21 protein-coding genes are annotated in these 22,056 nt (G+C 53.5%); 8 read left to right on the top strand and 13 right to left on the bottom strand.

What is annotated here, in order from left to right; genetic code table 11:
* Positions 1–8: 8 nt before the first annotated feature.
* Positions 9–599 (bottom strand): GTP cyclohydrolase II, encoded by a 591-nt coding sequence (ribA, locus tag USF70_RS08050; protein ID WP_008501210.1) that lies wholly within the window; start codon positions 597–599, stop codon positions 9–11.
* A 197-nt stretch (positions 600–796) separates the two neighbouring features.
* Here ribA and pgpB point away from each other — a divergent pair, with 197 nt between their 5' ends.
* The 5 genes from pgpB to yciH all read left to right on the top strand — a co-directional run bounded on the left by pgpB (position 797) and on the right by yciH (position 4,447).
* Complete coding sequence (gene pgpB, locus USF70_RS08045) at positions 797–1,564, top strand: phosphatidylglycerophosphatase B (protein WP_048975163.1); 768 nt, start codon at positions 797–799, stop codon at positions 1,562–1,564.
* A gap of 148 nt (positions 1,565–1,712) precedes the next feature.
* Complete coding sequence (locus USF70_RS08040; RefSeq protein WP_023312067.1) at positions 1,713–2,021, top strand: LapA family protein; 309 nt, start codon at positions 1,713–1,715, stop codon at positions 2,019–2,021.
* 6 nt (positions 2,022–2,027) lie between these two features.
* Positions 2,028–3,197 (top strand): lipopolysaccharide assembly protein LapB, encoded by a 1,170-nt coding sequence (gene lapB / locus USF70_RS08035; RefSeq protein ID WP_023335944.1) that lies wholly within the window; start codon positions 2,028–2,030, stop codon positions 3,195–3,197.
* A gap of 186 nt (positions 3,198–3,383) precedes the next feature.
* The gene (pyrF, locus tag USF70_RS08030) at positions 3,384–4,121 is read left to right on the top strand and encodes an orotidine-5'-phosphate decarboxylase (protein WP_167818646.1); all 738 of its coding nucleotides are present in this window, start codon (positions 3,384–3,386) and stop codon (positions 4,119–4,121) included.
* Positions 4,121–4,447 carry a stress response translation initiation inhibitor YciH gene (yciH, locus tag USF70_RS08025; RefSeq protein WP_023312064.1) on the top strand — a complete coding sequence of 109 codons (327 nt, stop codon included), beginning with the start codon at positions 4,121–4,123 and terminating at the stop codon, positions 4,445–4,447. Before pyrF ends, yciH begins: the two co-directional genes overlap by 1 nt.
* Positions 4,448–4,552: 105 nt before the next feature.
* On the opposite strand, the gene osmB is transcribed toward yciH, so the two are convergent.
* From osmB to USF70_RS08010, 3 genes are all read right to left on the bottom strand, one after another.
* A complete protein-coding gene (osmB, locus tag USF70_RS08020) occupies positions 4,553–4,771 on the bottom strand; it encodes an osmotically-inducible lipoprotein OsmB (protein ID WP_008501216.1) in 219 nt (72 codons plus the stop codon).
* 263 nt (positions 4,772–5,034) lie between these two features.
* Positions 5,035–5,787, bottom strand: a complete 753-nt coding sequence (locus USF70_RS08015; protein ID WP_023312063.1) for a DNA-binding transcriptional regulator YciT — start codon at positions 5,785–5,787, stop codon at positions 5,035–5,037.
* A 43-nt stretch (positions 5,788–5,830) separates the two neighbouring features.
* The gene (locus USF70_RS08010; protein ID WP_024907126.1) at positions 5,831–6,013 is read right to left on the bottom strand and encodes a hypothetical protein; all 183 of its coding nucleotides are present in this window, start codon (positions 6,011–6,013) and stop codon (positions 5,831–5,833) included.
* Positions 6,014–6,206: 193 nt separating this feature from the next.
* Here USF70_RS08010 and USF70_RS08005 point away from each other — a divergent pair, with 193 nt between their 5' ends.
* Positions 6,207–7,076 (top strand): crotonase/enoyl-CoA hydratase family protein, encoded by an 870-nt coding sequence (locus tag USF70_RS08005; protein ID WP_320735520.1) that lies wholly within the window; start codon positions 6,207–6,209, stop codon positions 7,074–7,076.
* Here USF70_RS08005 and pdeR read toward each other — a convergent pair.
* The 7 genes from pdeR to USF70_RS07970 all read right to left on the bottom strand — a co-directional run bounded on the left by pdeR (position 7,073) and on the right by USF70_RS07970 (position 18,129).
* Complete coding sequence (gene pdeR / locus USF70_RS08000) at positions 7,073–9,064, bottom strand: cyclic di-GMP phosphodiesterase (RefSeq protein ID WP_196354284.1); 1,992 nt, start codon at positions 9,062–9,064, stop codon at positions 7,073–7,075. The genes USF70_RS08005 and pdeR overlap by 4 nt on opposite strands.
* Before the next feature lie 323 nt (positions 9,065–9,387).
* Complete coding sequence (locus tag USF70_RS07995; RefSeq protein ID WP_048975109.1) at positions 9,388–11,322, bottom strand: exoribonuclease II; 1,935 nt, start codon at positions 11,320–11,322, stop codon at positions 9,388–9,390.
* A gap of 88 nt (positions 11,323–11,410) precedes the next feature.
* Entirely contained in the window at positions 11,411–12,397 is a 987-nt protein-coding gene (locus tag USF70_RS07990) for a CMD domain-containing protein (protein WP_320735519.1), read from the bottom strand.
* Positions 12,398–12,550: 153 nt separating this feature from the next.
* Positions 12,551–13,339, bottom strand: a complete 789-nt coding sequence (gene fabI / locus USF70_RS07985) for an enoyl-ACP reductase FabI (RefSeq protein ID WP_003856831.1) — start codon at positions 13,337–13,339, stop codon at positions 12,551–12,553.
* Between the two features lie 270 nt (positions 13,340–13,609).
* Entirely contained in the window at positions 13,610–16,705 is a 3,096-nt protein-coding gene (locus tag USF70_RS07980) for a multidrug efflux RND transporter permease subunit (RefSeq protein WP_320735518.1), read from the bottom strand.
* A 4-nt stretch (positions 16,706–16,709) separates the two neighbouring features.
* Entirely contained in the window at positions 16,710–17,618 is a 909-nt protein-coding gene (locus USF70_RS07975; protein ID WP_320709418.1) for an ABC transporter six-transmembrane domain-containing protein, read from the bottom strand.
* A 124-nt stretch (positions 17,619–17,742) separates the two neighbouring features.
* Positions 17,743–18,129 carry a hypothetical protein gene (locus tag USF70_RS07970; RefSeq protein WP_033146540.1) on the bottom strand — a complete coding sequence of 129 codons (387 nt, stop codon included), beginning with the start codon at positions 18,127–18,129 and terminating at the stop codon, positions 17,743–17,745.
* Between the two features lie 271 nt (positions 18,130–18,400).
* Between USF70_RS07970 and USF70_RS07965 the strand changes: the two genes are divergently transcribed.
* Both USF70_RS07965 and USF70_RS07960 read left to right on the top strand, forming a co-directional pair.
* A complete protein-coding gene (locus USF70_RS07965) occupies positions 18,401–19,105 on the top strand; it encodes a response regulator (protein WP_320735517.1) in 705 nt (234 codons plus the stop codon).
* Positions 19,102–20,166 carry an ATP-binding protein gene (locus USF70_RS07960; protein WP_033145734.1) on the top strand — a complete coding sequence of 355 codons (1,065 nt, stop codon included), beginning with the start codon at positions 19,102–19,104 and terminating at the stop codon, positions 20,164–20,166. Before USF70_RS07965 ends, USF70_RS07960 begins: the two co-directional genes overlap by 4 nt.
* Here the strand turns inward: USF70_RS07960 and USF70_RS07955 are convergent.
* Positions 20,147–21,088, bottom strand: a complete 942-nt coding sequence (locus tag USF70_RS07955) for an ATP-grasp fold amidoligase family protein (protein ID WP_320735516.1) — start codon at positions 21,086–21,088, stop codon at positions 20,147–20,149. The two genes, USF70_RS07960 and USF70_RS07955, sit on opposite strands and share 20 nt — an antisense overlap.
* A 161-nt stretch (positions 21,089–21,249) precedes the next feature.
* On the bottom strand, positions 21,250–22,056 hold the full coding sequence (sapF, locus tag USF70_RS07950) for a putrescine export ABC transporter ATP-binding protein SapF (RefSeq protein WP_023312051.1): 807 nt from the start codon (positions 22,054–22,056) through the stop codon (positions 21,250–21,252).

Below are 22,056 nucleotides of genomic sequence, written 5' to 3'. Positions count from 1 at the left end.
TTTTAGCATCACTCTTTCAGCAGATGGCCCATTTTGGCGGCTTTGGTATCCAGGTAGTGGGCGTTTTTCGGGTTTCGGCCGACAATCAGCGGTACGCGCTCGACGATGTTGATCCCCGCTTCGGTCAGGATCTCCACTTTTTTCGGGTTATTGGTCAACAGGCGAACTTCGTCGACGCCCAGCAGCTTGAACATATCGGCGCATAAGGTGAAGTCGCGTTCGTCAGCGGCAAAGCCAAGCTGATGGTTTGCTTCAACCGTATCGTAGCCCTGGTCCTGAAGCGCGTAGGCGCGGATTTTATTCAGCAGACCAATATTACGACCTTCCTGACGGTGATAAAGCAGCACACCGCGGCCTTCTTCTGCAATATGAGACAGGGCGGCTTCCAGCTGGAAACCACAATCACAGCGCAGGCTGAACAGCGCGTCGCCGGTAAGACACTCTGAATGGACGCGGGACAGAACCGGCGTCTGTCCTGAAATGTCGCCATAAACCAGCGCGACATGATCCTGTCCGGTTGCCAGTTCTTCAAAACCCACCATCAGGAAATCGCCCCATGGGGTTGGCAGTTTGGCTTCTGCCACACGTTTAAGCTGCATGTGATTCTCCAGAGTAGGCTGACACGTTTCGTGCCTTTGCCCTGTTTTGCTTTCTGTATCAGTTCATTTTGCCACAAGCTCAGCAGGTTCGCCTAATGGGCACCATGCTATATGAACGTTAAACGCACGATCCGACATATCCACCAGGATGATTAATTTCAGTTATGATTGTGACGCTTAGCGAAAAAGGAGAAGACATGCTTTCAATCGCCAGACGTACGGCAGCAGGTGCGGCCATTTTACTGATTATGCCACTGGCCGTATGGCTTTCAGGCTGGATGTGGCAGCCCGGGCATAATGCCACGTGGCTGAAAACGTTATACTGGATAACGGAAACGGTCACCCAGCCGTGGGGGATTATTACCCACGTACTCCTCTGCGCCTGGTTTCTGTGGTGCCTGCGCTTTCGTTTGCGCGCGGCGCTGGTGCTCTTTGCGATCCTTGGGGGCGCTATCCTTGTCGGTCAGGGCGTGAAGTCCTGGGTTAAAGATCGCGTTCAGGAGCCGCGTCCTTTTGTCGTCTGGCTGGAAAAAACGCATCATGTTCCGGTAGATGAGTTCTACAATTTAAAGCGTAAAGATCGTGGCGCGCTGGTGAAAGAACAGCTTGCGGAACAGCAGGATATCCCGAAATTCTTGCGCAAACACTGGCAGAAAGAGACCGGGTTCGCGTTTCCTTCCGGCCACACCATGTTTGCGGCCAGCTGGGCGTTGCTGGGGGTTGGGCTGCTTTGGCCAAGGCGTCGAACGATTACTATCGTGATTTTACTGGTCTGGGCGACCGGGGTTATGGGAAGCCGCCTGCTGCTGGGGATGCACTGGCCGCGCGACCTGGTCGTCGCCACGCTCATCTCATGGCTGCTGATCATGATGGCGACCTGGCTCACTGAACGATTCTGCGGCCCGCTGACGCCACCGCCAGAAGAGAAAGAAGAAATAGCCGAAAGGGACCAGACAGACGCCTGACGGTTGATATTCCGCATTTTGCCCATAGATCCATGACCTGCGCGTCACTTTTTCCGTTTCGCGCTCGTCGCTAAAATGGTAGTTTATAAGGCTGATTGCGGTGAATTGAACACACTTTATTCGCTTGAACCACATAACGGGAAGTAATGTGAAATATTTACTCATTTTCTTACTGGTATTGGCGATTTTTGTCATTTCAGTCACGTTGGGTGCACAAAACGATCAGCAGGTGACGTTTAACTATCTGCTGGCTCAGGGTGAGTATCGCGTCTCGAGCCTGCTGGCGGTCTTATTTGCTGCCGGCTTTGCCATTGGCTGGCTGGTTTGCGGTCTGTTCTGGCTGAAAGTCCGTGTTTCTCTTGCGCGCGCTGAACGTAAAATTAAGCGACTCGAAAATAACATTGCCCCTGCGTCTGACATCCCGGAAAGCTCTGGTGTGCCGGTCGTGAAGGAATAATCGACTATGCTGGAGTTGTTGTTTCTGCTTTTGCCTGTAGCCGCAGCCTATGGCTGGTATATGGGCCGCAGAAGTGCGCAACAAACAAAACAGGATGAGGCCAACCGCCTCTCCCGCGACTACGTTGCGGGGGTGAACTTCCTCCTGAGCAATCAGCAGGACAAAGCGGTAGACCTGTTCCTCGATATGCTTAAAGAGGATACGGGGACGGTTGAAGCGCATCTCACCCTGGGCAACCTGTTCCGCTCGCGCGGCGAGGTCGATCGCGCCATTCGTATTCACCAGACCCTGATGGAAAGCGCCTCGCTGACCTACGATCAACGTCTCCTTGCGGTGCAACAGCTGGGGCGGGATTACATGGCCGCAGGGTTGTACGATCGCGCAGAAGATATGTTTGCGCAGCTGGTCGATGAAACAGATTTCCGCATCGGCGCGTTGCAGCAACTCCTGCAGATTTATCAGGCCACCAGCGACTGGCAGAAAGCCATTGATACCGCTGAACGTCTGGTGAAGCTGGGTAAAGATAAGCAGCGAGTTGAGATCGCCCATTTCTACTGTGAGCTTGCGCTTCAGCAGATGGGCAACGACGACATGGATAAAGCCATGGCGCTGCTGAAGAAAGGCGCCGCCGCGGATCGCAACAGCGCGCGCATCTCCATCATGATGGGGCGCGTCTTTATGGCGAATGGCGACTACGCCAAAGCCGTTGAAAGCCTGCTGCGGGTTATCGACCAGGACAAAGAACTGGTCAGTGAAACGCTGGAAATGCTGCAAACCTGCTATCAACAGCTCGACAAGCAGGAAGAGTGGGTAGCGTTCCTGCGTCGCTGCGTGGAAGAAAATACCGGCGCCACCGCTGAACTGATGCTCTCTGACGTTGTTGAGCAGTATGAGGGAAGCGACACCGCGCAGGTTTATATTACGCGTCAGCTGCAGCGTCATCCGACCATGCGGGTGTTCCACAAGCTGATGGATTACCACCTGAACGACGCAGAAGAAGGGCGCGCCAAAGAGAGCCTGATGGTGCTGCGCGACATGGTTGGCGAACAGGTGCGCAGCAAGCCGCGCTATCGTTGCCAGAAGTGTGGTTTTACCGCGTATACGCTCTACTGGCACTGTCCTTCCTGCCGCGCCTGGTCCACCATCAAGCCAATCCGCGGCCTGGACGGGCAGTAATTTTTTTAAAACACTCCATTTTAGTTACAACATACTGATCGTTTTTCCACTGTCCTGTGCTCCGTGCGGTTTGCCGGCCTGGCAGGCGCGTAAATGGATCCTGTCAATTTGCGGCGTCGGCAGGTAGAATGCTGGCCGTTTATCTGTTCCGCGCCGCTGCGCGCCCATAGACGAAAAGGGCTGGTCATGACGTCTGTTACATCCTCCACTTCCCGCGTAATTACGGATTCTCCTGTTGTTGTTGCGCTTGATTACAATAAGCGTGACGCTGCACTGGCGTTTGTCGACGGCATCGACCCTCGCGACTGCCGTCTGAAAGTTGGCAAAGAGATGTTCACGCTGTTTGGACCGCAAATCGTTCGCGATCTGCAGCAGCGTGGCTTTAACGTTTTCCTCGACCTGAAATTCCACGATATCCCGAATACCACGGCGCATGCCGTTGCCGCAGCCGCAGAGCTGGGCGTATGGATGGTCAACGTCCATGCATCGGGTGGGGCAAGAATGATGACGGCCGCCCGTGAGGCGCTCCTGCCGTTCGGTAAAGATGCACCGTTGCTGATTGCGGTCACCGTGCTGACCAGTATGGACGAAAACGATCTACGCGACCTGGGCGTGACGTTGTCACCCGCCGAGCATGCCGAACGTCTCGCGCGTCTGACGCAGCATTGCGGCCTGGATGGCGTCGTCTGCTCCGCGCAGGAAGCGGTACGTTTCAAATCAGCGCTGGGCCAGGATTTTAAACTGGTTACGCCGGGTATTCGTCCTGCAGGCAGCGAAGTGGGCGATCAGCGCCGCATTATGACGCCTGAGCAGGCGCTGGCTGCTGGCGTTGACTACATGGTCATCGGGCGTCCGGTAACGCAGTCTGCCAACCCGGCTGAGACGCTTAAGGCTATCAATGCATCGCTGAAACAGGGGGCCTAATGACCGATTCCAACAGCCGTCTGGTCTATTCAACCGATAGCGGGCGTATAGACGAGCCGAAAGCGAAAGTGGAACGTCCAAAGGGGGACGGCATCGTTCGGATCCAGCGCCAGACCAGTGGACGAAAAGGGAAAGGGGTTTGCCTTATCTCCGGCATTGACCTGGATGATGCTGAACTGGCAAAGCTGGCGGCCGAGTTGAAAAAAAAATGTGGCTGCGGCGGCGCCGTGAAAGACGGCATTATTGAAATCCAGGGAGATAAGCGCGATTTAATAAAATCTCTGCTGGAAGCCAAAGGGATGAAGGTCAAACTGGCAGGCGGTTAAAATAAATGAGCCACGGCAAATGCCGTGGCTCGTGTTATATACGTGCGTATGTCAGACCTGAAATGCGTTCAAATATCGCAATACCGGGGAAGGCTTAGATAATAATTATTTGCCAACCTGGTGACCGATAATACCACCGACAGCAGCGCCACCTAATGTACCCAGCGTACTACCATCCGTTAATACTGCACCACCGAGAGCACCGGCACCGGCACCAATAGCGGTGTTACGGTCACGTTTAGACCAGTTAGAGCACGCGCTCAGGGACATTGCTACAGTGATTGCCAGAACAGCGGCGGCTAATTTTTTGCTGGTTAAGGTCATAATACTTTCTCCTGAATTATCGATTCACGGAAAGATGTACACGTTAAGCATAGACGAATCGAATACTTAATTCTGTTCTCCGTGAAAGCTGGTCGCGCAGGCGTTACGTAATCACGCAGGTGATAGTCACTTCCTGTTATATCGCTAACATTAATTTTACGACTTTAATGCAGGTTAAACAGGTAAAAACTCTTAAAGAAGTACCAGGAATCATCTCAGAGAAAGAAGGGCGTATGCGCCCGAAATTCGGGCGCGGAGGGAACTCAGGCGGTCGTTTTAATAATATTGACGATCAGCCCGTCATCTTCCAGTTTATTACGGTGCGCATCGCTCAACCGTTCATCGGTAATCACGCGGCTAAAGCGTGAAACCGGGCCCATCGTATAAGGGTGAACGGCGCCAAATTTAGAGCTGTCGGTCAGCACAATGGCTTCACACTCTTTTTCCAGCACGGCATTCACCACGTCAGAGCGCATCATATCCCGGCCGGTAAAACCTGTCTCCGGCTGCCAGCCGTCAATCCCGATAAAGGCCTTGCTGAAATGAACCTGCTGAACATACTGACGGGTCAGCGGGCCAACCATGCTTTCACTTTTTTTCTGGTAAATACCGCCCAGCAGAATCACCTCGCAGCGCGTCTCTTTGAGCAAATGCGCGATATAGCTGCTGACGGTGATGATGGTAACGTCTTTTTGATCGGCAAGCGTGCGCGCCAGAAGGGCATTGCTGCTGCCGTTTTCAATAAAGACGGTCTCGCCGTTGTTCACCAGGGACGCGGCAAATTCCGCCAGTTCACGTTTGAGCGCGTAGTTATTCATCATGCGCGTCTCTACGTCATCACTGTCCAGCGGGACAGCATATCCGTGCGCGCGACGCAGGTAGCTCTGTTTTTCCAGCAGATTAAGATCCTGACGGATGGTGACTTCAGAAACGCCGGTGGTTTTAGCGAGATCGACTACGCTTACGCGTCCCTGATCGATGACCATCTGCAAAATGAGTTGTTGTCGGGAATTCATAGCATCCATTTAATAAAGCGAAACGAGGTCGGAGACGGTGGAATTAAACTTCCCACGGCGCTTTTGGCTGTCTGTTTTCAGGCGCGTTGTCAGCACCATTCTGAGCAAGAAGTTCAGACTTCAGGATCTCGAGATTACGGATAGCAGAGTGATAATCGCCCGCCACCAGGATATCCAGCACGGTATCAATTCGTTGTGCTACAGCTTGTGCGTCAATAGTCGACATAATCTCACCCCAGGCGCGAAAAGTTAATATTTTCAATGATGCAGAAAATAGGATCAAAAGAGAAGGGAAAAAATGCAATAACTAAATTACATAAACGTAAGTGATAAATTTATTCCCCCTCATGCAGCAGGCTTAATGACTGGATTAGTCTAAAACTGCGCGCAAGGCGCTTTTTTATAAGAGGAATTAGACTATGACAGTTATCAATCAGCCTACCTGCACACTGTTTACCGATACTGAACGGTTCACGCAGCTGTCAGGATATTACGAGGCGGAGCGTCACACGGTCTGGATGATGCTGCGGGCTCAGCCACGTCCTTGCTTTAACCATGCGTTAATAGAGGAGATCATGAACTTTTCATGGCTGGTTCGCCAGTCTGGGATTGCGGTTGATTTTTGGGTAACCGGATCGCTGGTTCCCGAGATGTACAATACGGGCGGTGATTTACAGTTCTTCGTCGAGTGCATTCAGAACGGACGTCGGGAAGCGTTACGGGCGTACGCTCGCGCCTGCGTTGATTGCGTCCATGCGGCCTCACGGGGGTTTGATACGGGAGCCATCACTCTGGCAATGGTAGAAGGCAGTGCGTTAGGGGGCGGGTTTGAGGCCGCTCTGGCGCACCATTTCGTCCTGGCTCAGCGCGATGCCCGTTTAGGTTTCCCGGAGATTGCCTTCAACCTGTTTCCGGGTATGGGAGGATATTCCCTGGTTGCACGCCGTTCAGGCATGAAGCTGGCGGAGGAACTCATCTACAAAGGGGAATCCCATACGGCTGAATGGTACGAACAGCACGGGCTGGTGGATGTCCTGTTTGAACCGGGACAAAGCTATGTCTCCACCCGAACCTTCATCGATACGCTGCGGCCAAAACTGAATGGCGTAAGGGCGATGCTGCGCGCCCGTACGCGCGTTCTGCAATTGCCTCGCAGTGAACTGATGGACATCACGGAAGACTGGGTTGATGCCGCTTTCTGCCTGGAGCCGAAAGATATCGCCTACATGGAGCGTCTGGTCACGCTGCAAAACCGCCATCACGCGGTGGGCCTGCGTAAAGCCAGTTAACGTTGATTTCGCGCTTGATATCGTTTTAGCCATCGCTCGAATGCGGCAGCGGGCATCGGCTTAGCAAACAGAAAACCCTGCCGTTCGTTGACGCCGTTCTTGGTCAGAAAGGCGTCTTCTTTTGCATTCTCCACACCCTCGGCAATCACCTGCAGATTTAACGCCTGCGCCACCGCGACGATAGCGCGCACCAGCGACTGGGAAATAGACTGCTTATGAATATCCCTGACGAAAGATTGATCGAGCTTAATGGCGTCGATAGGGAAGCGGGCCAGCTGAGAAAGGGAAGAGTAGCCGGTGCCAAAATCATCCAGATGAATTTGCGCCCCGAGTCTGCTGAACTGCTGGATCACGGACAGCGCCAGCTCTTCATTTTCGATAAGACAGCTTTCGGTCAACTCAACGTCGACCGGGCAGTATTCAAAATTCAGATCCTTCAGCGCCTGCTTTAAGTCGCTGAAAATAGTCTGGTCGGCCAGCTGGCGTGCAGAGACGTTCACCGCCACGCGCAGGTTTATTCCCTTATCGCGCCATTTTGCCACCTGACGAACCACGTCGAGCATCACCCAACGGCCCAGCGGCACAATCAACCCCGACTCCTCGGCATAAGAGATAAACTCCAGCGGCGGGATCAGGCCGCGTTCTGGCGATTGCCAGCGGACCAGCGCTTCAAGGCTTCTGACTTCTCCACGCCAGGTTATTTTCGGCTGATAGTGGATCAGAAGCTGATCGTTATCCAGTGCCTTGCGCAGGTTGGTATCCAACCAAAGATACTCAAACACGCGCTGGTTCATCTCGGGTGAGAAGACGCAGAACTTGCCCCGGCCGTTCTCTTTGGCGGTGTACATGGCGGTATCGGCGTTGCGAATAACGCTTTCCCGGTCGTTCCCGTGCTGCGGGGCGAGGGCGATACCCAGAGAGCAGCCGGTATAAATCTCAATCAGACCGATTCGGAACGGCTGGCGCAGACGGGTTAAAATGCGCGACGCCATCGCCTCCAGAGAGCCCTGAGAGGTATTGGTGGCCATGACGATAAACTCATCGCCGCCAAGACGCGCCAGCACCTGTTCTTCATCCAGACAGCTCAAAATGGCGAGGGCGACAGCCTGCAACAGCTGATCGCCAAACATATGCCCGTAAGCGTCGTTGACCTTTTTAAAGTTATCCAGATCGAGATACACCACGCCCACCTGCGTGTCGCCGCGGTTATCGATGGCGTCAGAAATCAGATCGTGGATCGCATTGCGGTTTGGCAGGCCGGTGATGGTATCGGTATTGGCCAGCACGCGCAGCCGCTCCTGAGCGCGGCGCTCCTCGGTAATATCGGTCCCGGAACAGATAAGGAAAATTTCATTTTTACCGCTGCCGCTGTGCACGAATTTGTTTCTGAACAGAAACAGGCGCTGCCCTTTACGCGTTTTGATCCAGCGTTCGACTTCGTAGGAGCTGCCGTTGCGAAAAAAACCGGTAATATTGCGCTTTGAGGCTGCCGCTTCGCTGCGGCTCATAAACAGCTTAAATACGTTCTGACCAATGACTTCTTGCTCTTTCAGGCCGGTGTACTCTTCGCTAAGCCGGTTAAAACGCTGAATATTGCCGTGCTGATCGAGAATAACAATGACGGAGTTGGCCTCAGAGACAACCTGCTCCGCGAAAGAGAGCCCCTGAGCCAGATCGCGCGCTACGGAGGGCGTATCGTTCCAGGCGGAAGCGGTGCCTGCCCACTCGTTGCGGGTAATTTTACGGCCCACAAGATGAACCGGGACATCCTCCCCGTACAGGGAGAGCGACATGGAAATGCTGGAGGTAATAACGGTTAAATGACGGATGAGATCGGCCTGTTCATCGTCCAGCGCCACGACCTGAGTGACATCGGCATTTTCGCTGGTGGAAAAGTGCAGAGCGTTGCTGTCAGCTGACAGGCGCCACCACGGGCTGTGAGTTCCCATGTAGCGAAACAGCAAATTCTGCTCCAGATCGTCCATCATGTTTTCTCCCGCAGCTGTTCATTAGCGCACAAATTATTCATTTGCTGTCGACTTTTCCGTTGAGAAACAGCGGCAAAACCGAAGTGAACCTGTTGTTTTTCCCTGCTTTCTTATAATAAAACGAGTCAGGTTAAAAAGGATACCGAGCGTATAGAAATTCACGTAACCGAATATAACAACACTCTTTTACTGTAGATAATTATGGCGGTTTTGGGCGAAGGGATACTGAAAATAGTAAGGAAAAATAATGATTTTGTGGCGGGGATAAAAAGAAAAATTGTCGGCCCTTCCGGAAAGGAAACGGCCGACAATTGAACCGGTTATCAGGCGACAGGGCGCGCGATAATACTGCGGGTTTCCATGCGAACTTCGGCGATAGTAACGTCTATCACGTCGGTGACTTTGTAAACTGTTTCACCTTTAATTTGCACGGTACCGTTTTCCTGGCTACAGACCATTTCGTCACGAACCGCATGCAGGAACGGCGCAGGAATAAACGCGACAGCACCGTTATCGACCAGGCGGACGCGCATGCCCCCGCGGCTGATATCGATGATCTCTGCGGCGAAACGGGTATCCGTACCGGCTTTATCCTGCAGGAAGCGTGCATACAGCCAGTCACCAACGTCACGCTCGGCCATGCGGTTCAGACGGCGACGATCGGCCATCTGCAGCGTGGTGTCCTCCTGAGGACGGGCAATGGTTTCACCTTTGATAATCGCTTTCAGCAGGCGGTGGTTAACCATATCGCCATACTTACGGATCGGCGATGTCCAGGTGGCGTAAGCTTCGAGGCCAAGGCCAAAGTGCGGGCCAGGCTCGGTGCTGATTTCAGCGAAGGACTGGAAGCGACGAATGCGGCTGTCCAGGAAGCCCGACGGCTGCGCGTCCAGCTCGCGGCGAAGCTTGCAGAAGCCCGGCAGCGTCAGCACTTCTTCCGGATCAACGTGCACATCGTGATTTTTCAGCAGGGCCGCCAGCGCTTCGGTATTCGCCGGATCAAAACCGGTGTGGACGTTGTAAATACCAAAGCCCAGCTTGTCGCGCAGCACGCGTGCGGCACAGATGTTGGCGGAAATCATCGCCTCTTCAACGATGCGGTTCGCAATGCGTCGCGGTTCGGCCACGATGTCCAGCACTTCGCCTTTCTCGCCCAGAACAAAGCGATAATCCGGGCGGTCTTTGAACACCAGCGCGTGGGTTTTACGCCACTCGCCGCGGTTCAGGCAGATGCGATGCAGCAGACGGATTTGCGCGGCAATGGCGTCTGATTCAGGTTTCCAGCTACCGGTATTTTCAAGCCAGTCGGAGACGTTATCGTAGGCCAGCTTGGCTTTCGATTCGATGGTAGCGGCAAAGAACTCGATATCGTCTTCAATCGCGCCATCTGCGGCGATAGTCATGCGGCAGGCAAGAACCGGGCGCACTTCATTTGGACGCAGCGAGCAGAGATCGTCTGACAATTCGCGCGGCAGCATCGGAATATTGAAGCCCGGCAGGTAGTTGGTGAACGCACGGATTTTCGCCGCGTCATCAAGCTTGCTGCCTTCGGCAATCCAGGCGGTTGGATCGGCAATGGCGACGGTCAGATGCAGTTTGCCATCGGCGCTCTCTTCAGCGTACAGCGCGTCATCCATATCTTCCGTGCTGGCGCTGTCGATGGTGACAAACTCCAGCGCGGTGAGATCGCGGCGCGTCAAACCTTCGTCCTGCATCTCGGTCGCTACGCCGTTCGGCGCTTCTTTTTCAAGATTGTGGCGTGCCAGCGTGACCCACCATGGTACGAAATGGTCGGCGCCAAAGGTGATGAACTGGGTCAGCTCAGCATAAAAACCGCGATCGCCTTTCAGAGGATGACGGCGCATTTCTGCTACGGCCCAGTCACCTTCTTTAAAATCATGCTCAACGCCACGGGCGGCGCGGCAGGGAATAGCATCTTTCAGCAGGGGATGATCCGGCACGATAGCAAGACGATCGTCTTTTCTCTGCACCTTGCCCACAAAGCGGGTCAGGAACGGTTCGATCAGTTCTTCCGGCTCGGCAGACTCGCGATCCTTCTCGGTATGAATGACGGCCATGACGCGATCGCCATGCATCACTTTCTTCATCTGCGGAGGCGGAATGAAGTAGCTTTTCTGCGCGTCAACCTCAAGGAAGCCAAAGCCCTTTTCCGTGGCTTTTACGACCCCTTCTGCACGCGGCGTCTGGGAATGCAGTTGCTGTTTAAGCTGCGCTAGCAGCGGGTTGTCCTGAAACATAATGTTCTATTTTCGTAGCCATTGAGCGGCTGACAGTTTTACGCGATTCTCACTGTCTCAGCAAGCGCTCTTTGGGTAATTAGTATGGTTATTCCTCTTTACCAAACGCGACTTTCAGACGATTGAGCCAGCCATCAAACGCGCTGCGGGTAAGCAGCGTGATGGCATGTTCGGCGGGGAGTCCCTGATCCGTGAGCGGGGTAAACTGCGCGGCGCTGAAGCGGTCCGGAGAGCGCGTCAGCAGTTCGACCGCCGCCGAAAGTGCGGGGGACGTCAGCGGGATCGCTTCGCGGGTGTTTAAGAGGATCTCTCCGGTCAGGTCGAGCAGCGAAGGCTCATGGCAAAGGACCGGCGTCAGCGCCTCCAGCGCGGGTTCTGCCTGCCAGCGGGACAGCGACTCAAGCTGATGCGCACTCGCATAGCGCAGCTCGACGACGGGCAACAGCGGCACCCAGGCGGCGTGGCTCGCGGGCAGCGTGTGCGGCTGAATATGATGGCCTGGCAACCAGCGAACGGGGTGTCCTAACAGCGCCTGAAAAACCGCGACCACGCGCGCCTGAAAACCAATAAACCCGATAATCTGGTTAATCACCACAATGTCATAGATTGACAGGCCAACCTCATCAAGCTGGTTCTGCGCTTTATCATCAATCACATCAGGAGAGCTGGCGAGCTGGCGGGCATACTGCGTAATTTGTGCCAGACGTCGGTTGCTTTCACGCGAGGAGTCGGGGCCGGGAAGCGGGGCGAGGAGGGCGGCGTAATGGTTACAGAGCCGCTGAACGCCACAGGCCTGGGCGACCGTTAGCGCGGTGCTGAGCCGATCGTAGGCGCTGAGCGTATGCAGGCGGTTCACGGGAATCGAGAGCGGAAACAGCTGGTGGCACAAGGCTCTGGCAGGGGTAAGCCAGCCAGAACAGGCGGCGACAATCTCATCAGGCAGGGCTAAATCGAGCAAAAAACGATCGTCGACGTTAGCGGCTTCGGGCACCAGAGGCAGAACATCCGTCTGCGCGTGGTTCGACTGGGTCTCGTGATACCAGTGGCCTTTGCCGGAAAAACGGCGTTGTTCCATGTGCGTTCCTTGATCTCAAAATGGCGATCAATATCCTGGCGTAAGGCAGATAAAGGGAAAAATATTGTTAGGTGATAACAAATAGCAGAACGGAATAACGAAGGGGCGGTGCGGGGGGAAAACTCTCTTCCCGTGCGGGAAGAGAGTCACAGCTTATTTAATTTCCAGCTCGTTCATTGCAGCGATGTTGAAGCCGCCGTCAACGTGAACCACTTCGCCGGAGATACCAGCGGAAAGGTCAGAGCACAGGAATGCTGCAGAGTTACCCACATCTTCAATGGTAACGGTACGACGAATCGGGGTAACCGCTTCGCAGTGTGCCAGCATTTTACGGAAATCTTTAATACCGGAAGCTGCCAGGGTGCGGATAGGACCTGCAGAGATGGCGTTAACGCGCACGCCTTCAGGACCCATTGCGTTCGCCATGTAGCGTACGTTGGCTTCCAGAGAGGCTTTCGCCAGGCCCATAACGTTGTAGTTAGGGATAGCACGCTCAGCGCCCAGGTAGGACAGGGTCAGCAGGGCTGCGCCCGGGTTCAGCATCGCGCGGCAGGATTTCGCCATCGCAACGAAGCTGTAGGAGCTGATGTCATGAGCGATTTTGAAGCCATCACGGGTAACCGCGTTCACGTAGTCGCCGTCCAGCTGGTCGCCAGGAGCGAAGCCAATGGAGTGAACGAAACCGTCGAATTTCGGCCATGCTTTTGCCAGTTCAGCAAACATGCCGTCGATGCTTTCGTCTTGTGCAACGTCACATTCCAGAACGATGCTGGAACCCAGCTGCGCGGCAAACTCTTCAACACGGCCTTTCAGCTTGTCGTTCTGGTAGGTGAACGCCAGCTCAGCGCCTTCGCGATGCATTGCCTGTGCGATGCCGTATGCGATGGACAGTTTGCTGGCAACGCCAGTCACCAGAATGCGCTTACCGGAAAGAAAACCCATAGCTTTAATCCTTATATTCATTGCTAATTTTGCCTTGTAATTCATAGCGTTACAGGCAGTATTTCAAAATCATTCGAAATTAGCTCGAAATTATAGCCCACTCACAGCCCCTTGTGTCACGATATTTCTCGCTGTTCTCCGAAGACGCCTGTCCCGAAGAATGCGCCGCGGACTCGCGGGGGCTCAAAATTTCAGCATTCGTCCAGTATATCACCCGGCAACAGGTTCACCTCATCCAACCAGCGAGGAAGCGCGATCCCGCGAGGGTATTCACGCTTTCCTGAGATTGTCAATGAAGCGCGCGATGACGATAAAGAAAACCGGTACGAAGAAAATGGCGAGAAGCGTACCGCTAATCATGCCGCCAAATACGCCGGTACCGATGGCATGCTGCGTACTGTCGCTCGCACCATTGGCCAGCATCAACGGAACAACCCCTAAGGTGAAGGCTAACGACGTCATCAGAATAGGGCGCAGACGCTGGCCGGCGGCATGAATGGTTGCCGCCAGCAGGGGCTGCCCCTGGCGATGGAGCTGCCTCGCAAATTCAACAATCAGAATGGCGTTCTTGGCCGACAGGCCGATAAGCGTAATCAGGCCGACCTTGAAGAAAACGTCATTCGTCATGCCGGCAACGGACACCGCGATTACCGCGCCGATAAGACCCAGCGGAACGACCAGCATGACCGCAAATGGAATAGACCAGCTCTCATACAGGGCGGCGAGCACCATAAACACGACCAGTATCGACAGGACGATAAGGCCCGGAAGCTGAGATTCCGATTTTCTCTCCTGCAATGAACTCCCGGCCCACTCGCCAGCCATGCCCTGAGGCAGACTCATGGACACGTCCTCCATAACCTTCATTGCGGTGCCGCTGGACTCTCCCGGCGCCGCATTTCCGATAATGCGAATAGCCGAATATCCCTGATAACGCGTCAACTGCTGGGGCGCAACGTGCCAGGAAAGCGTGGTAAACGTTGATACCGGCACCATCTGACCCATCCGGTTTTTCACTGATAATGTCAGTATCTGCTCAGGCTGCATTCGGTAGGGCGCATCGGCCTGAATGATCACCTGCTGAACGCGGCCGTTGTTCGTATAGTCGTTGACGTAATTTGAGCCCAGGGTGACGGAGAGCGTCTGGTTGATTTCATCAAACGAGACGCCCATCGCTTCCGCCTTTTCTCTGTCCACCTGGAGCGCAAGGCTTGTTCCTTCCGGCAGACCGTCTATATACACGTCACTCAGTTCAGGGCGCTGGTTGGCCTGCAGGACCAGAGCGTCGGCAGCGCGCTTTAACGCCTCGTAGCCCAGTCCCGCTCTGTCCTGCACGTACCAGGTGAAGCCCGACGAGGTGCCCATATCCGAAATGGCCGGCGGGAGCAGGCTCATCGTGACGGCATCAGAGACGTTTGCCATGCTGGCCTGTATCCGGTCGGCTTCCCCCTGGGCCGTCGAGCCCTGCCGATCTTTCCAGTCCTTCAGCGTGGTGAAGGCCATAGCCGAGTTTGGCCCTGAACCTGAAAATCCAAAGCCCAGGATCATAATGTTGCTTTCAATATCCGGCCGGGCCGCAATTTCCTCTTCAAATTTTTTAACCACGTTGAGGGTACGCTGCATCGTGGCATCTGAAGGCAGCTGGATTGAGGACATAAAGTAGCCCTGATCTTCGTCCGGCAGAAAGGACGACGGTAACGAAGACAATCCCAAAAACAGCGCAGCACAAAGCGCAGCGTACAGGAGCAGCATACGCCCGGTTCGCTTCAGAACGGCACCCAGCCCGGCTTCGTAACTGGCGGTGAGCGAACGAAAGCGCGCGTTAAACCCGACCACGAACCTTCCGCCTCCGCTCTTTCCTGGCTTATGCGGCTTGAGTAACGTTGCGCACAGGGCAGGCGTCAGCGTCAGGGCAAGAAACGCGGACAGCAGTATGGAGACCGCCATGGAAATACAAAATTGTCGGTAGATAATCCCGACGGATCCTTCCGCAAACCCCATGGGGATAAAGACGGCGGTCAGCACCAGCGTGATGCCAATAATCGCCGGGGTGATTTCCTGCATGGCTTGCCGCGTAGCGTCACGCGGAGACAGGCTTTTTTCCTCCATCAGTCGTTCAACGTTCTCCACGACCACAATGGCATCATCAACGATAATGCCTATTGCCAGCACCATGCCGAACATCGTCAGAATATTGATGGAGTAGCCGCTCAATAGCATCACCGTGAAGGTGCCAAGAAGCGCGACGGGAGCAACAATCGCCGGGATAAGCGTACAGCGTATCTTGTGCAGAAACAGCAGCATAACCAGGAAGACCAGGACCATCGCTTCCACAAATGTCTGAACAACCTTCATGATAGAAAGTTTCACGAACGGCGCGGTGTCGAAGGGGATCGTAAACGCCATTCCTTCGGGTAACACCCGGGAAAGTTCGTCGATGCGCGCCCGTACGCCGGAAGCCGTGCTCATCGCATTCGCGCCAGGCGAGAGCTGGATTGCTGCCGCCGTTGCGGGCACGCCATTTTCGCGGATACCAAAGGCGTAGCTTTGCAGGCCAGATTCAATCCGCGCAATGTCGGACAGTTTCAGGCGGGCGCCGGATGCGTCAGATTTCAGGGTGATATTCCTGAACGCCTCTACCGAGGAGAGCTGTCCCTTCACGGTGATGGGATACGTCACCCCTTGTCCTGCAGAGGCTGGCTCATCTCCCGTTTTGCCGGGCGAAACAAGGGCATTTTGCTGGCCAACGGCGGTAAGAACATCGCTTACCGAAAGCCCGTAGCCGTGGAGCTTCATGGGATCCAACCAGATGCGCAGCGCTTTTTCGCCGCCAAAGAGCTGAACTTTCCCTACGCCGGGCACGCGACGAAGCTCGTCACTGACGTTTCTGGCAAAATAGTCGCTTAAATCGGCTTCCTCAAATTGACCCGTCGCCGACTTCAGCCCCACCATCATTAAAAAGCCAGAGTTAGCGGCCTCGACGTTGATGCCGTTTTGCCTTACCGCCTGAGGCAGACGAGGCTCGACGATCTTAATCTGATTCTGCAGATCCATCTGCGCCAGCTTGATGTCCGTGCCCGGTTTAAAGGTGACGGTAATCGATGCCGAACCGGTTGTGTCACTGGATGATTCAAAGTAGAGCAAATTATCTACGCCGGAGATTTCGCGCTCGATTAACGATACCACCGACGTGTTCATGATATCGGGGCTGGCCCCCGGGTAACTGACGGAAATAATGATTCCAGGCGGCGCCACCGCCGGATACTGCGCAACCGGCAAACGGGGAATAGACAGGAGCCCTGCCAGAACGATAAAAAGCGCCACTACCCAGGCGAAAACGGGGCGTTCGATAAAAAAATGCGGCATTAAATTAACGTCCGGTTACGTGAATTTCATCATCAGTGGATACGCGCTTGCCGATATCCCTGAGCTGTGAAAATTTCTCAAGAAGCTGCGGCGCGTCATCGAGGCTCGTCGCGAACATCCACATGTAGGTCATCACCGAGTAAATATGTCCGGCGGTGATGCCGGTTGAGCGCGTCATCCAGACGATGGTCAACGTAAAAAGCGCGGCAACAAGCACGCCGACCCACAAATAACCCCACGCCTCGCGGTCAGATAATGCGATACGCAAACGCGCCAGCGTGGAGTAATGGCGGTGAAGGGTAGCCGTGCCCGCCTTATGAACATAATCCACTTCTTTTTCCAGCCGATTATTCAGGCGCATGAACAGCCATTCATTTTTACGGGCATATCCTGAGACAAATCCGAGCAGGATAAATACAATCGCAAAGCAGATGACGCCGGCCCAAAATTCAATAAACAGCAACATGATTGCGGCACCAAAAAGTGAGCTCAGCGAGGTAATAAGCAGGGGAAGGTGCATTTCAAAGAAATCCACATATTCGCGCGAGAGCGTTACCCTGGCGGCGATCGCCGAATGGTTAAGCTGATATTTGCGCTGTGCCAGGACGACGGAAACCGCGAGTCCGGCATAAATGCGTGCAAACGTGCGCGTGTCTACGCTTCGTCTGGCCGCACCGATGAACCACATGCAAAGCACCATCAGGCCATACAGCGCGGCGTTAAGCGTTTCACCGGCGAGGATGGCATTTATCGCGATGCCAGCCAGAACGGGATAAAGTAAAAACGTCACGTTTTCGGCCACCACCAGGAAAAAAGTGACAACCAGTTTTTTCCGGTGCCGTATCGCGAGTTTTTTTAGCGAGTGCATCACTCCGGCAGGTTCAGAAGAACGAAGATTATTACGGTTCATCATTATGGGTAATTTTTATCAGATTTATTAGGTGAGTTATTTTTGTGCAAAATAGCGTGAGGGAGAGTCTACCGCGCGCCTGTTTAGCGGACATGGGCGGTTTGTGGAGGCTGTGTGGAGCAACGGCTCAAATCATTCTCATAATAAGGTACAGCGGGGCTCCACCAAAAAAAATGATCAAATAACACTCGTAGTAAAAGATAAGATCTTCTATATCGGGCATCGCGTTTAACAGAACAGTGAACGTAATAATGAGATAAACAAAAATCACCATCAGCCAGAAGGCGACGACGAGTAGCTCAGTTAACGCGCCGGCTTTATTCTGGATTATCAGAGAGACAACCGACAATGCAATGCAGCCATAGATGATGGGTGAAGAGAGCAGCGTTGAGGCGACTTTTTCATCCATTTTGTGTACCAGCATCAGCCAGGTATAAAGTAATACCCACGACAGCAGCAGGAACAGGGAGTATATACCCAGTTTTTTAGGAGAGAAATATTTAGAAAGTTCCATGTTTATTATTTCAGCCAACTTCATAAAATCTTTAAGAAACAGTGGTAATTTGTAACGCGCAATGCACAAAGGGCTATGCCTCAATAGCGATTATGCGCGGACATTGTCGAGTCTTTATTGACTGAATGTGTAGGCTATGTGGAGAAATAACGGGGCATTTAAATCAACCGGGAAATTTTCGTGACCACGGCACTTTTTCGCGGAGGCTGTGTCTTATTGTGCTAAAGATATCTAATAGCGAGCTCAAAGGGATTTCACCCGCGGAGATAAAATGCACAAAAATACGCTGATCCTTGTTGTTGAAGATGAAGACGAAATCGCCGATATACTGATGAGCTACCTGGAGCGTTCGGGAATGAAAACGCTCCGAGCCAGGCAGGGCGAACAGGCCATAGCGCTCGATCGCCTCCATAAACCGGATCTCATATTGCTGGACATTCACCTGCCCGTATGTGACGGCTGGAGCGTACTTACCACGCTTCGTCAGGAAAATGCTGTCCCCGTCATTATGGTTTCCGCTCTCGATCAGGATGTCGATAAGCTCATGGGGCTGAGGCTGGGCGCGGATGATTACGTGATCAAACCCTTCAACCCTTCTGAAGTTGTCGCCCGGGTTGAGGCGGTGCTGCGCAGGACAAAACCCGCGCTTCAGCAGGCGGGTTCCCAGCCGCTCAGAACGCCATTTATTACGGTCTATCCGGATGACTTCTACGTGGAAGTCACCGTGGGCGCAGAGGTTGTCTCCCCGGTATTAACGACGACCGAATTTAAATTGCTCACATACCTGGTGAGATATCCGCGAAAGGTCTGCTCCCGCGAAGAGCTGCTCAACGCGTGTCTGCCGGAAGGGGATACGCTCGACAGAACGGTCGACAGCCACATGAGCAAGTTGCGTAAAAAACTGGAGCTTGCCGGCCTCTATGGTGTTCCCGAGAGCATCAGAGGCATGGGCTACCGGCTTGGGGAAAAGAAATGAACAAAGAGTCTGTCCTGAGCCGTCAGATCTTAACGTATATGCTGTTGCTGACGTTTACGATCATTGCCATCGCCATACTCGGCTCCTGGTTTTTTTACTCCTTTATTCTGGATCACCTCCCGGGGGGCCCTGCTGCGGGCGATGACGAGCAGATGACGATGTGGGACTGGGTATGGATTGGGACCGCGACAACGATCAGTATGATTATCGCGCTCTTTTTCACGGTCAAACTGTCATCGCGGATCCTCACCCCGCTAAACGCGGTAGCGTCCAGCCTGAAAAAGATTTCTCAGGGCGATCTGGACGCCCGGGCATTCTGCGCCAGTTCCCGGCTGGGTGAGATCAATCACCTGGTGACGGATTTCAATGAAATGGCGGAAAAACTACAGACGCTGGATATTCAGAGGAAATCCTGGAATGCCGCTATTGCGCATGAGCTGAGAACCCCTGTCACGATCTTACGCGGACGGCTTCAGGGGTTGGTTGACGGCGTTTTTACCCCGGATCCGGTGCTGTTTAATAATCTTCTCAAACAGACGGAAGGGTTAACCCGCCTGATTGAAGATCTCCGGGTTATCAGTTCGGATGGCGGGGCGGGATACACGTTATGCCAGTCAAGAACGGATCTAAAAGGGACAATACAGAACGCACTCGATACGTTCATGCCCGAGTTCAGCCGTAAGGCTTTTACCGTCAATACAGACCTGAGGGAGCAGCAGTGCGTATTCGATCCATTGCGCATCAATCAGTGTTTGACCGTTTTATTTGATAATGCCTTACACTATTCAACCTCGCGCACGCTCATCGTGAAAAATGGCGTTTCTGATAAAGGCAATTTTATCCTTATTCAGGACGGGGGACCGGGCATCCCCAGAGAGTTTCATGATTTCCTGTTTCAGCCCTTTCAGCGCGATAATGGCGCCAGACATGTGAACCCGGAAGGCTGTGGTTTGGGCTTGTCGGTGGTAAAAGCCATCATGCTGGCTCATGGTGGCGATGTTACCTATACCTTATCGACGCAAAACCACTCGATATTTAAACTCACCTGGCCCGACTCGTGAGCTTCAGCGGCAGGTCAAATGTGCCTGCCGGCGATAAATGCCATATTTTTCCTAACTTAGCATCCCACTCCTGCGGGGTAATCGTCAGCTTACCGCGTCTCGGACTTAAGGTTATTTCGCTGAAATAGATTTCATCTTTTTTTAGCATAAGGTCAACGCGGCAGTAGTCAATTCCATGCGCCAGCTCCTGGGAGGCCAACAAAGCCTGGCGGAACAAGAGCGGTTCGCCTGGTTCTGCTGAAGTATTTGGATATTCCATCCGGAAGGGTTGTAAGTTCCAGTACCTGTCATAAACGTTGATAAACCCTTTGCCGTTATCATCCGTAAAATCCGCTTCTACATAGTGGGCAACGCCGTGAAAACAATGGATCCTCAGCATTTCGGGCGTTGTGTTCCTGTCAGCGTCGTCGAAGAGATCGACAAACGGCTCGCAAATTATACTCGGCGTAATGTTTTTGTACTGCCATTCGCGCGTGGTGTAGTAAAGATTTTTCTTTAACGCGAGGCTCAGCTTTTTACACGCTTCTTTTTCATTAAATTGCGCTTTGTTTGTACATATTATTGTGCTGCCGCTGTCATGGTTGCACTTAAGGACGAATTTGTCAGGAAGAACTGAAAAATCGATCTGCGACGGCCGGGTATAAACGCCAATTAATGGCACCGTTTTCACGCGCGTTGTTCTGGAGGAAACGTATGCCCGAACGGCGAGTTTATCGGCAAGCATCGTGTAGAAGTTATTATGGTCATAGACCAGACGATGACATATTTTTTCACTCAACGTCGCGGGCGAGTTAATGTCAGGGGTTTTCCCGGTTGTTTTCTTAAGCCTCACGGTATGAAAATGCAGGTCCGTCATTAAAAATGAGCGGCATTTTCTGATGAGATACTCTGTGTATTTTAAAACGTAAGTGGCGGTGTTCATTTCTTCTCCTCCGTAATGTCCGGATATTCTGGAGAAGAACTGTTGATTGATATTGCTTAAAATATGGAGCAGGGATGGAGACGAAAAATTAAAGGATTAAATAGCGCACGCAGGCTACTTAATCCTTAATTTAGTGGGGCAATTTGTGTTGAGCGTCGCGCTTAGCGGTCCTTTCTCCACGCATCGGCGGTTAATGCTTCACCAAAATGACCGGCAATCAGCCGTTTTGTCAGCTCATGAAGCGGAGAGGCCATCACATCCGCCGTGCTGCCGCGCTCGACAACTTCGCCCTGGTGCATGACCATCACCTGATCGCTGATGTGCTTCATCATTCCCAGATGCTGGGTGACGTAGATATACGAGATCCCCTGTTTTTCCTGTAATTCCAGCATCAGGTTAATCAGCTGCGAGCGCATCGACATATCCAGCGAGGCAAGCGCTTCATCCGCAATGATCACTTTTGGCCGCAAAATCAACGCACGCGCCAGGCCCAGACGCTGTTTCTGGCCGGGGGCCAGCATATGCGGGTAGTAGCTTTCGTGATCCGGCAACAGCCCAACCATACGCAGGGTTTCAAATACGCGCTTACGGCGCGCCTCTGGCTCCAGGTCGGTGTTCAGACGCAGCGGAAAATCGAGGATCTGAGAGATGCGCTGGCGCGGGTTAAGCGAGGTCGAGGGATCCTGGAAAATCATGCGGATGCGCTGGCTGCGGAAAGAGTAATCGCCGAACGTCAGAGGATGATCGTCAATCAACACTTCGCCTGCAGTCGGTTCAACCATGCCGGCGAGCATTTTCGCCAGGGTGGATTTCCCGGAACCGTTCTCGCCGATGATCGCCAGGGTCTGTTTTTCACGCAGCGTAAAGCTCAGCGGCTTCACCGCGTCGACAGTTTGACGATGAAACAGCCCCGTGCGGTAGCGAAAGGTCTTACTCAGGTTGCGAACTTCCAGTAAGGTTTCGACCAT

Origin of the sequence: Enterobacter sp. 237C8 (assembly GCF_034106865.1) — a bacterium.
GTDB lineage: Bacteria > Pseudomonadota > Gammaproteobacteria > Enterobacterales > Enterobacteriaceae > Enterobacter > Enterobacter asburiae_B.
The sequence above is the reverse complement of the archived record's forward strand: the minus strand, read 5'-3'. Positions and strand labels throughout refer to the sequence as shown.